The organism is Vibrio sagamiensis NBRC 104589 (assembly GCF_007990935.1).
Classification (GTDB): domain Bacteria; phylum Pseudomonadota; class Gammaproteobacteria; order Enterobacterales; family Vibrionaceae; genus Vibrio; species Vibrio sagamiensis.
This window is the reverse complement of the sequence record NZ_BJXJ01000029.1, coordinates 21,473-34,057: the sequence shown is the minus strand read 5'-3', so window position 1 is coordinate 34,057 and position 12,585 is coordinate 21,473. Positions and strand designations below refer to the sequence as shown.

Annotated in this window: 7 protein-coding genes; 3 read left to right on the top strand and 4 right to left on the bottom strand. The window is 37.9% G+C overall.

Annotated features, from left to right (window positions below; all coding sequences use genetic code 11):
- Positions 1-798 precede the first annotated feature (798 nt).
- On the top strand, positions 799-2,127 hold the full coding sequence (locus VSA01S_RS13990) for a serine hydrolase domain-containing protein (RefSeq protein WP_102857643.1): 1,329 nt from the start codon (positions 799-801) through the stop codon (positions 2,125-2,127).
- Between the two features lie 110 nt (positions 2,128-2,237).
- On the opposite strand, the gene VSA01S_RS13985 is transcribed toward VSA01S_RS13990, so the two are convergent.
- The 4 genes from VSA01S_RS13985 to VSA01S_RS13970 all read right to left on the bottom strand — a co-directional run bounded on the left by VSA01S_RS13985 (position 2,238) and on the right by VSA01S_RS13970 (position 8,208).
- Positions 2,238-3,338 carry a mechanosensitive ion channel family protein gene (locus VSA01S_RS13985; protein WP_039981098.1) on the bottom strand — a complete coding sequence of 367 codons (1,101 nt, stop codon included), beginning with the start codon at positions 3,336-3,338 and terminating at the stop codon, positions 2,238-2,240.
- Between the two features lie 154 nt (positions 3,339-3,492).
- Positions 3,493-5,217 (bottom strand): S8 family peptidase, encoded by a 1,725-nt coding sequence (locus VSA01S_RS13980; RefSeq protein WP_039981100.1) that lies wholly within the window; start codon positions 5,215-5,217, stop codon positions 3,493-3,495.
- Positions 5,218-5,695: 478 nt separating this feature from the next.
- A complete protein-coding gene (locus VSA01S_RS13975; protein WP_039981103.1) occupies positions 5,696-6,001 on the bottom strand; it encodes a contact-dependent growth inhibition system immunity protein in 306 nt (101 codons plus the stop codon).
- The gene (locus VSA01S_RS13970; protein WP_050567338.1) at positions 5,998-8,208 is read right to left on the bottom strand and encodes an RNase A-like domain-containing protein; all 2,211 of its coding nucleotides are present in this window, start codon (positions 8,206-8,208) and stop codon (positions 5,998-6,000) included. The genes VSA01S_RS13975 and VSA01S_RS13970 overlap by 4 nt, the downstream gene beginning before the upstream one ends.
- Before the next feature lie 471 nt (positions 8,209-8,679).
- Here VSA01S_RS13970 and VSA01S_RS13965 point away from each other — a divergent pair, with 471 nt between their 5' ends.
- The gene (locus VSA01S_RS13965; RefSeq protein WP_039981105.1) at positions 8,680-11,040 is read left to right on the top strand and encodes a Lon protease family protein; all 2,361 of its coding nucleotides are present in this window, start codon (positions 8,680-8,682) and stop codon (positions 11,038-11,040) included.
- A gap of 487 nt (positions 11,041-11,527) precedes the next feature.
- Positions 11,528-12,457, top strand: coding sequence for a porin (locus VSA01S_RS13960; RefSeq protein ID WP_039981108.1), 930 nt, complete (start codon positions 11,528-11,530; stop codon positions 12,455-12,457).
- Positions 12,458-12,585 lie beyond the last annotated feature (128 nt).

Here is a 12,585-nt window from a genome sequence, read left to right as displayed (position 1 = left end):
TTTTATGTGTTAGCTAAATTGAGATGATGTTGCAATTGTCTTTTATTTTTTAGTTAGTGATGTAGCTTAGAGTCAAGCGTGTTGAAATCACTTTGCATGATCCAATTTAGCCATAATTTTAACCTTTTGAATAGCCATAAAATCAAAAAATTTGAGTACAATCGGTAGTTTTTTACCCATTAGTTAATGCATTAATGTATATGTATTTTTATTAATAGCCATGGGGTGGGATAAAAATAATGCATTAACTTTAGAATAATTATTCTGAAATAAGTAATCGTACACAAAGTAATAATAAAACTGTCTCTTTGGCTTTTTGAAGTTATTAGATTTTTTAAAGAGTTTTTTGAATAGTTTTAGTTTAAATTCTTTATCCTTAGGAAAGGAAACATATTGACGTCTCAAACGTTTATATTCAAAAAGTTGAACGAATTAGGGAAAATAGATAAAGAAAGAGAAAGCACACCAACGCAATGAGAACCCTATGGCAAAAATGATTTTTAATAAGACAGTGTGCGTAATAAGCATTTAAAATAGTTTTTGTACCTAAGTAACTCCAAGATTCTTCTTTCAGCAAGACGTCGACATTTTTCTAAATTATGTCATTGAGTCAACTGCTTATGAGAAACAACGTTTTCTTATAAAAATACGAAAAAGCCTGCTGTTCCGAGGAGTTACCTCTTTCGAGTTTGGCTCAGTGATATTGTTTTGAATTAAGTATCTTGAACTCAATTGGGTATGTGTATAGTCATTTTTATGCTTGTTATTTGATCGATTAACTAGAAAAAGGGTTTGATCATGTCTACTTCTATGTCAGTTGTTAAAGTAATTCTGGTTTTACTTGCTGTTACTTATAGCCACATGAGCTTGGCTAGTTCTTCTAAGGATCTTTTTTTAAGTGCGAGTGAATCTGAGCCGAGTAAACTAGGCTGGATGGAAGGTTTTCCCGTACCAGAGAACAAACTTATCATGCAGCCAGAGTCAGATTTCTTTAGTTTTCCTAAAATGCGTTGGACTGTATGTCATATTCGTGAATTGATGCCAACTAAAGAGGTCAGTCGGGGTATAGGTGCACCTATTGCCCTAAATAAAAATTTAGACAGTGCTATCGATGAAGTGATATTTAACCCAATTGGTAGTGATAAGGTTATGACTTGGAAAGCATCTTTATCAGCCAATTACACTGATGGTATGCTTATTTTACATCAAGGAAAGATCGTCTATGAGACCTACTCCGGTTGTCTCAATGAACTAAACCAGCACGCCGCTATGTCGATGACTAAATCACTGACCGGTTTGTTATCAGAGATTTTGGTCGTTGAAGGAGTACTAGATGAGGACGCTCTTGTTGGTAAAATCATTCCTGACCTGAAAAATAGTGCTTTTGGAAGTGCTACGGTAAGACAAGTTATGGATATGACAACGTCATTAAAATACAGTGAAGACTATGCTGATCCTAACGCAGATATTTGGGTTTATTCAAAAGCAGCCAGTCCACTACCAAAAGATAAAAGCTACAAAGGTCCAAATGGTTACTTTGCCTATCTAAAAACCCTCAAGAAGGATACTATCGACCATGGTGAAGCTTTCGGATACAAAACGGTCAATTCAGATACTTTAGGATGGATAATTTCAAAAGTAACGGGTAAAAATATGGCAGAGTTATTATCGGAGCGGATTTGGTCTAAAATGGCCGCAGAACAAAGTGCTTACATGACCGTTGATGCAAAAGGAGTTCCTTTTGCTGGGGGAGGGTTGAGTGCAGGTCTACACGATTTAGGACGAATTGGGCTACTGATGCTTAATGGTGGAGTAATACACGGTCAACGATTATTTCCCGAAAAAGTAGTCACCAATATTAGGGAAGGAGGCGATAAAGAAGCCTTTGCCAAGGCTGGCTATAAAACACTTGAAGGTGGCAGCTATCGAAGTATGTGGTGGGTGATGAATAATGAAAATGGTGCTTTCTCTGCTCGTGGTGTGCACGGACAAACCATTTATGTAGACCCAACCGCTGAAATGGTAATTGTGAGGTTATCTTCCTATCCTACCGCTTCGAATTCAGACATTGATCCTACCTCATTGCCTGCTTATCAAGCTGTTGCTGACTTCTTGATGTCACAATAATAGCTTGACGTCAAAATAATAATTTGAAGTGAGAATAATAGGGTTATCGTGATATACCCAAGCAGCTTGCAGTTACTTGGGTATCAATGGTGAAGTCAAGCTGTGATGGCTTAGTTATTAGGTATATTTAATATTGACTCATTTTTCGCTTGAGGATCCCATTTGATCGTTTGGGTTGGGAAGGCGATATCGGCATCATGTGCTTTAATTATCGCAACAACTTGCATTAATACATTCTGTTTGACTTCATGATAGCGTACCCAGTTCACTGTTTTAGTAAAGGTGTAAATGAAGAAGTCGAGTGAGGATGGCCCAAACTTATTGAAGTTAACGATTAAAGTTTGGTTATTATCGATGTCATCATGTTGGCTTAGCATCTCTCTAACTGCGTCTATGATCAATGGTATCTTATCTGCATCATCGTAGCGTAGACCTATGGTTTCATAGATTCGTCGATTTAACATTCGAGAAGGGTTTTCAACCACAATACTGCTAAAAACTGAGTTGGGTACGTAAATAGGGCGCTTTTCAAATGTTCTGATACAAGTCATTCTCCATCCAATACGCTCTACGGTACCTTCAATCTGGCGATCTGGTGAACGGATCCAGTCTCCGACTTTGAATGGACGGTCAAAATAGATCATCATGCCACCGAAAAAGTTAGAAAGTAGATCTTTTGCTGCCAGACCTACAATTAAGCCACCCACACCACCAAAGGTAAGCAGTCCGGACAAACTGAGGCCAAAGGCTTGCATAATAGTCATTACGCCAATGATAATAAAGAACAGTCGAAACACTTTAGCGATAGCTTGAACCGTGGTTTCATCACGTTTCTTTTGTGCCAGAATATGCGCTTCGACATTACTAACTAATCGTAATACTGCCCATACAAGCATACAAATTACTAGTAGGAGTTTCAGTGTACTTAGCCAGTTAACTTGACTATCGAGTTCACTTTGTAAGATGATCCCTAAAGAGACGGTCGCAGGCCAACACCAGATAAGTGCGCTGACTGGGGTTTTGAGAGCTGCGAGTATCATGTCATCCCATCTAAAGGGCGTCTTCTCGAATAAGATAGTAAGACGAGAGCACAGGATTCGCCATGTCACCCAAGATAAAAGACTGGCAACAGTAATGAATAAAACACTACTGCTCCATTGTTGGTGGTTAGCTAATATATATTGTTGTATTTCAGAGAACCAAGGCGTCATAATTATGGTTTGATTTTATTATTCAATCCGTCAACATTAACAGAATGCAATCAATTACCCCAGCAAAAATATAAAACTAGGGGCATTTGTTGATGCCCCTTTTGTATTAAAAAATTAACACTAACGATACCCGTTGAGTTGATACTTATGAGTTCTATGGTTGTTCAGATAAACTTGAAAAAATGGCTTCAGCATCAACAATACCGCCAGAAATTGACATTGTTTCAAATGGAACGAGATCTGCTGGAGAAGAAGGCTTTTTCACCAACAAACCTGAATAAAGTCGAGACTGTTCCATTAACAAAGACTTCAATTCTACGGCCGTTAGATCTGGATAGTTTGACCAAACTAAGGCTGCAACACCAGAAACAACTGGAGCTGCCATACTTGTGCCACTGAGAGACTCGTAGGTATTATCAGGTGTTGTAGATAGAATACGATAACCTGGAGCGAAAATATCGACGCTGTTTTGACCAAAGTTACTGAAGCGTGCGACCAGTTTTTCGTCAGCGTACTTTGCTGAAGCTCCAACATCCATCCAAGTTTCAATTGGCTGTGACCAAGCATGCTGAGCAAATCGATTTGGGAAACTTGGTTTTAAGTCATTATCATTTCTGCTATTACCGGCTGAGTGAACGATTAGTACCCCTTTTTTGGCCGCATAGCGAAAAGCATGATCGACGATAAACTTGCGTGGGGAATAACTTTTACCAAAACTCATATTGATAATATTAGCACCATTATCAACAGCATATCGAACTGCGTTAGCAATATCTTTGTCACGTTCATCGCCATTGGGGACTACTCGAACTGACATAATTTCAACATTTTGAGCAATACCATCAATACCAATCCCGTTACCACGCTCAGCCGCAATGATTCCAGCTACGTGAGTACCATGTCTGCCTGACGGACCTTTAACGAGGTTATTTCCGTAGCCTTTCTCCCATGGATTACTGATATCATCTTGAACTATCATTTGACGACTATCGAAGTTGACATTGTAATGATATTGCAATGACTCTAGATAACGATTATGGCGAGAATCTAAATAATCGAAGGAATACCAATTCTCAAAAAGTTTAACCAAATTACCTGCAGCTTCAGAAACTAGTGGAGATTCATGTTGAATGAGAGGCATTAATCCATTGATGCTAAAATCGTCGTGTGAGACTACATCTAAAATCTGTTGTTGGTACGTTCGAGCAAGTTCTATTACTTCTTCAACACGCTCTAAAGCAGTACGGTTGTTTTTAATGGCTTGTAGGAAATCTTGCTCAATCTTTTTGTAGTGCGCTTGTTGGTCTTCATCCAACGGCTGTTGTTCTGCTAAAATATCAAGGTACTTTTTGTATTCGCGAGTCACTTCTAGAGTGTCTTGATTAACGTTTTGTCCATGCTGGTTTCCAAGGAAATTCCAACCGTGAACATCATCAATATATCCGTTGTTATCATCATCGATTCCATTATCAGGGATTTCATGTTGATTGATCCAAAGCTTATTCTTTAAGTCTTCATGCTCGATGTCGACACCAGAATCTAAGACGGCCACGATGATCGTTTTTGGTATTGCTGGAGGTAATAATGCTTCATAAACAAAATTAGAACCAACACCTTGCACGTTGGATGATGTTGCTGAAAGGTTAAACCAATCTTGCTGACTTTCTACCGGCGGTGTTAAAAAATGCAAAATAGAGTGCATGGGTTTAGGTTTCTTTTTGATTGAATAATCTTCAACAATAGTACCTTTGACGTTTGTTATGTAAGGGGAGTTTACGGCATAAGGTGAATCAGTATTTTCAACAGCTTGTGCAGAAAGAGAGTTAGAAGCAGCTAAAATAGCTATATTTATAAAAGAGAGTCTCAGCGTTTTCTTCATGGTAATTGCAACCTTTCATTCATTAGAGTATCGATGTTACGTTGAGAAAATCCTAAATATTAAAAATGACTTTGCGAACGAAATGTTAATCAAATGTTAATTTGATCTCGCTAAAGCAATAAATAATTTAATAAAATTTGAACTGAATATCTTTATAAAAAAAACAGCAGATAATTTTATTGTGATTGTGATTGTGATTGTGATTGTGATTGTGATTGTGATTGTGATTTATATTGTCAATTCTAATTTTAATGGACGTTACGAAATTATTGAAAGCAATGTTTGTGTTACTACTAATACTTTATCATCAACGTTTCTAGTATCGGCCTACGTGCTTTAATGTCCTGATGAATTGGTATTAAATGGCAATAGAGAACCGCTTATTTAGAATGACTTGTATTCTATCTATTGATTTGTTGTATAAAAGTAAGACGGCCTAATGGCCGTCACTGATAATCACTATTTTTACAGAAAACCTTTATGAGAGGTGCTCGTCTAGGGTTATTTTTAACAAATATTTAATATTTAACAACCATTCAAGTGCACTCAGGCTATCTGCTTGATAATAATACCCACAGCCAGATTCTATTAATATTTTTTCTGCCAAGTTATTATCAATATCGAGTGCTGATAGATTCTCCAGTTCAGAGACCAATGTGTTCACCTGAACAAGAGACTCTTTCTGGATGAAATATTTAATAATCTCCTTATCCGTTGAACCATAAATATACCAGTCCTGATGGAAGTATCCTGATATGAAATAGCGTATACATTTAAATGTCATATGGTTGGGTACCCTGTAACGATTCTATAGCCGACTGGTGACGCTGGACAATATTCCAAGACGACTTGTAGTTTTGATGTATAGATAGGTGTCAGCGAGCCGCGCTTAACGACCATTCCGACTGGTGAGCCATAATCATAATATATGACATGCCTATTTTCCTTTCTAGTCAAAAAGTTGTTAATGGAGCTACTTTTACTATTGAGTGCCTTGGCAACTGACCTTTCTGCAATGTCTAGATCGGTGAAACTTGATGCTGCTGACAAATAACGTTTATCTCTTAAACGTGCCCGTAAATCTGCAACTGTTTTCCTTACGTGGAGTGCAATTAGATGGCCGTTGTGCTGCTCATGCTTGTGTAATCCCCCACCAGGTACAATTTGAGGCTCTTGGTCAAGAGTCGCGCCACCACCTTTTAAACCTATCCGCATAAATGAGTTAGGTCCGGATTTGACGATGTTTGCATAACCCCCTTCTAATGACTGAGGGTCATAAATCACCATGGTATGGTCCGATTTTCTGGTAATGAGTTGGTATCGCCCATCAACAAAACCAACCGCTACTTTTCTACTCTGCCTAGTAATAATAGGGTTGTTTTCTAGATCTTGTGCTTCTGGCAATCCACCAAATTCTGGAAGGGGAGGACCGGATTTAAATTGACGAAATTTAGGCCCATGGATATAGCTTTCATCCGAGCTATTAATAGGGACAATTGCGTCACCAGTTATTACCCTAGGCTTCGAAATCGCTGCAGAGATCGCGTCGCCTATAACACCGATTGCAAAAGAAATAGCTTCATTTTGCAGCTCAGATAGTCGAATGTTATATCTAGAGCTCTTTAGTTCATTGATTATATTTTGAACTTTTTGAGCACCGTAGTAGTTACCCTTTAATCTTGCATTCGTTTGGGCTTCTTCATAGGCATTTATCATTATTGATAAATTGCCCACTTGAATTGTGCTAGGTTGAAGGTCTAATCCATATAAACTAGGTGAATCTAAGTAGTCATCTGGAAGAATTTCACTTCGTAGTTTTTCTAAAGTGACGTCACTGATATTTTCATATAAAAATTTGGCGGCATCATCGCTCTGATACCTATAATGTTGCTCGATGACACTGGTAAGTAAAGTTTCAACTGTTAGGAAAAGTTCATGTGAATCTTGGCGCTCAAATCTAACTTTGACAACGGCAGAACTTCCATCTTTTAGTGGAGCAATCGCAATAAAGTGTTCGGGAGTACCTTGAATAGGATCTTCTTGTATATGCTTTATCACATATTCGTATGATCCTGAACTTTCCCTTCCCCAACGATGACTAGTAAAAATTTGATTGCCATAATATGGTTGCTTATATTCTGAAAGACTGATGGTGGAAAAATTTATTCGAGAAACTTCAGGGTCATAAATAACCATGGATGAATTCATACCAAGTAAACTAAAAGGTGTTCTTGATATATCGATAGAATTTATGTTTATAAGGTTATCTCGGCTATTTAAATATTCGAGGCTGTTATATACATGTTTTATTGTTAACTCAGCTCTTTCTCCTTCAATACCTTCGTTGACAAATGTTTTATAATCCATATTGTCAGCGATATGCCATTGATTAAACGGAATATCATAAGAAAATGAATGTACTTCACCACTATCAGAAATACTGATAGCAAAAATTGGCTCTATACATCGATAATTAGAATCACCAGAAATCAGTGTGAATATGTAACCGTAACCACTTAAGCCATTTACAGAGGTAGCTGTAGGAATAGCTAAATAGATATTACTGCCTTCTCTCTCTGCCGCGAAGCTTCGTACAATAGATTCATTTTCATCGAAATATGCCCAGTTATATACGGATTGATATATTCCATTATTTCGCCACCCCCAATTACCTGAGTCTAACCAATTTGCCCAATTAGTATAATTAGTTGCGACAATAGTATAGGCAGGAATTGATCGAAGTGTCGCGAAATTGCTTGGTACTGAAATATTATGCAAAGTGCTATTATCAGACATATAAGAGCATTGCTGGGAAACATCAATATGCTCATTTTGCAAAATACTTCCATACGAACTCGTGATGTTTATATTATAAACTATCGCAACCACAATCATCGTAATGAGATGATGTTTGATATAATCTGATATTTTTTTTACTATTTTTTTCATGTTTTTAATTATCTTAATTATCCCTGTAATAACCTCAGTCATTACTCATGATTACCTTTTTTTATGATTAAATATGATTATTTATTTAAGTTTAAATGCTATTTTTTTATGTTGACTACCTTGCTGATATTATTAACTCTTAATTATTGATGAGATCATTGAATTAAATCAATACCTATTTTATATACTGATGGTTCTTCGATTTATTAGAGTGGATATTGATGAGGACAAGTGAAGTGTGTCAGAAACTTCGTCTTTTGGAGTAGAATTTATAAAATTTCACTGAAAATACATAGGATTAGACGAAAAGATCATAGTCTAAAGAGAGATGATTTACTTATGAATATAGCGTTTGAAAGGGGAAATTGAGGATTTAATTCACTCTTACTGTAGTAATAACCATATGGTTGCTTGTAAAGTGTCCAAATACACCAGTGTTGAAGATAAATCACTTAAATTTAAGTAAATAGTCTCTACACTTACAAAATGACAATAAAAGTTAAGGAGACGCATATGGCAAGACAAAGGTTAGACCCTAAACAGCTATATTCTGTTGCTGAGTTAGAAAATATGCCATGTAAGTCAACCAAGGAACTTCCTCCAATTGACGAAATCGTTGGGCAAGAACGAGCTCAAAAGGCGGTTGAGTTTGCTATGTCGATTAAGGAGAAAGGTTACAATATATATGCGATAGGTCAGAATGGTCTAGGAAAGCGTACAATGATTCTGCGCTATTTAAATCGCCATCAGCATGATGAAGCAAGCTTATTTGATTGGTGCTATGTTGCTAACTTTGAGGATACACGCACACCTAAAGTACTTAAGTTGCCATGTGGAGTCGGAAGCTGCTTAAAAGGTGACATCGAAAAATTAATGAGAAAACTACTCAATGCGATTCCCCTCGCCTTTGATAATGAAATGTACTATAGCCGTGCGGATAGACTTAAAAACCAGTTAGCGAATAAACAACAACTTGAGCTTGATAGTATAAGTAAAGAAGCTAAAGAAAAAGGCATCAGTTTGACTATCACAGCACAAGGCGATTACCAGTTTGTCGCCATGGATGGGGAGGAACTTCACACTGAAGAGTCGTTTGATGCTCTAAGTAAAAAAGAGCAAGAGCATTTTTCTAGCAGCATCGATGAACTGGAAGTCAGCTTAAGAGGAATGGTACGTGAGTTAACGGAATGGGAAGAATCATTTAGCGATAAGATTAAAAAACTTAATGATGACGTCACATTGGACGTAATTGCGCACTTTATTAAGCAACTCAAGCTGGATTACGCAGGTTACTCTGAAATTAAAACCTACTTGACTGAGTTGCAAAAAGACATTGTTGACAATGTAGAAATCTTCTTAGAGCAAAGTGCTGAACAAGGTGAAATGGCTACAGCATCTCTAGATAAAAAGCTACCGAGACGTTACAAAGTCAACGTTTTAGTCGGTAGAAAGAACAGGGATTTTCCGGTTGTAGTTGAGGAGAACCCGAACTATCACTCTTTGTTTGGCTCTATTGAAACGGCAACATTTAAAGGGACTGTCTTTACAGATTTCTCTTTGATTCGTGCAGGAAGCTTACATAAAGCCAATGGTGGTGTATTGCTGATGGATGCACAAAAAGTGCTTGAACAGCCTTATGTGTGGGACGGTTTAAAGCGAGCTCTTCGTTCAAGACAACTCAGTTTTACCTCTTTAGAAAAAGAAGTAACTTTGACAGGAGCGGTATCCCTTGATCCAGAACCTATTCCTTTAGACATCAAAATTATCTTATTTGGTGATTATCGTACTTATCAACTGTTGCAGCATTATGATCCAGAATTTGCTGAATTGTTTCGTGTTACTGCCGATTTTGAAGATGAGATGATACGTACACCTGACTCTGAACTGCAGTATGCCCGATTTATTTCTAGTGTTGTTAATGATAACAACATGCTTCATTGTGACAAAAAAGCCATTGCTCGTATTATTGAGTACAGCTCTCGTTTGTCAGGAGATCAAACCAAGCTTTCATTACATTCTGCCAATATTGCCAATTTACTGCGTGAATCAAATTATGTCGCTCGTCAGGCCAATTCAAACATGATTCGTATTGGGCATGTTGAAGAAGCTCTGGGTAACCAGACAATGAGAGTCAGTCGCTTACAAGACAGTGTGATGGAAACGTTTGTAAATGGCACGACCTTACTACGAACAGAAGGTTCAGCAGTGGGGCAGGTAAATGCTTTATCGGTGTTAAGTACGAGCGACCATATGTTTGGTGCACCAAATCGAATTACCGCAACAACTTGCTATGGTGATGGTGAAGTTATCGATATTGAAAGGAGCGTCGACCTTGGTGGTAGTATTCACTCAAAAGGGGTGATGATTCTATCGGCTTACTTGTCTTCTGTATTTGGTAAAACAGCCCGAGTTCCTTTAACGACAACCATTACTTTTGAACAATCCTATGGTGGTGTTGATGGTGACAGCGCCAGTATGGCTGAGTTTTGTGCTGTTGTATCGGCTTTCTCTAGACAGCCAAATAGACAAGATATTGCGATCACAGGTTCAATGAATCAGTTTGGTGAGGCTCAGCCTATTGGTGGTGTGAATGAGAAAATAGAAGGTTTTTATGATGTATGTATGATCAAAGGGCGTCATGAAACGCAAGGAGTCATTATTCCCCGTTCTAATGTGCATAACTTAATGTTACGTCCGGATATTGTTAAAGCAGTTGAAAAGGGTGACTTTCATATTTGGGCAATTGATCATGTGACTGAAGCGGTCGAGTTGTTTACAGGTAAATTGGCTGGCATGGCTACAGATGAAGGTTCTTATCCAATTGACACTATATTTGGCTTAGCTCAAGCAAAATTGAATGCTTTGAGAAAATAACAGGCTGAAATAAAAGTGATATCATTAAAGAGTTTAAAGTTGGCTGCAAAAGCCTAATACAAAAATCTCTAGTTAGTATTGAGCTCTCTGGAGATTTTTTATTTTAATATGAACTCTAACGATTTTTGTTTGTCTGAATATCATGAGTGTCGCTTTGAACATCCCTAACGATTAAGAACTCTATTCTATATGAAGTAAGTTCCCTATTTTTTTGTGATCTGGTGCGCACTTTCTTATGTTATTTCATAATAAAGAGTGTAAAAACTTTGTGTCTGTAAGCGATTATGATCAGCCAAGCTGACAGTCTGTCAGTTTTCTACCTGTTGCTTTACCTATTTTGATAGTCACTTTGAAAATAAAGCCTGTTTATTCAACTTGTTGCGTCATTTTCTAAAATTGTTACCATTTATCTCGTCTTCTTATCAAGCACGATATCATTGTGCTAGAAATGGGAGACTGTCGATAAAACAATGGTATGGAAAACAAAATGAAATTAAAAACTCTAGCAGTAGCAGTGGCTCTTACAGCAGCTGGCTCACAAGCATTCGCAACAGAACTATACAACCAAAATGGTGGCACTCTAGAAATGGGTGGTCGTGCGGAAGCTCGTCTATCTGTTAAAGATGGTGAAGGTGCAGATAAGTCTCGCGTTCGTCTTAACTTCTTAGGTAAGCAAGAAATCAACAGCAACGGTCTATACGGTGTTGGTTTCTGGGAAGGTGAATTCACAGCTGCTGGTGATGAGATTGATAACCGTTACGTTTACGCTGGTATGGGCGGTAAATTCGGTGAGATTACTTACGGTAAAAACGACGGTGCTCTTCAAGTTCTTACTGACTTCACTGATATCATGTCTTACCACGGTGGTAGCCAAGCTATTATTACTGAAGGACTACTTCCACTAGCATACCGTGCTGACAACATGCTTTCGTACAAAGGTCAGTTTGATAACTTAGGTCTAAAAGCAAGCTACCGTTTTGAAGGTCAAGGTAACGAAGAAGGTAACGGCACAGATGGTTACTCACTATCTGGAACTTACGCATTTGCGGACACTGGCTTTGAAGTTGGTGCTGGTTACGCAGATCAGGAAGACATGGATGAGTACATGATTGTAGCAGGTTACACAATCGGTAACTTCTACATGGCTGGTAACTTTACTGGTGGTGACTTCCAAGATTCAGACTACGAAGCATTTGAACTTGCAGCAGCTTACACAATGAACAAAACTGTATTCTCTGCATCATACAACAATGCTGATGTTGAAAACGACGAAATAGTTGACGCACTGGCAATCGACGTAACTTACTACTTCAAGCCTAACTTCCGTGGCTACGCGTCTTACAACTTCGACCTACTAGACAACGACGATGTAGAAGATCAAGACGAGCTAGCACTAGGTCTACGTTACGACTTCTAAGCTTTAACGACAAAAATCCCCCTTTGTCTTAGTTAAATCAAACCCCTCACTTTTGGTGAGGGGTTTTTACGTATTGTGTATTGGTATAAATACAATCAGGTATGAAGCTAATTCAGCTAAGAGTATGG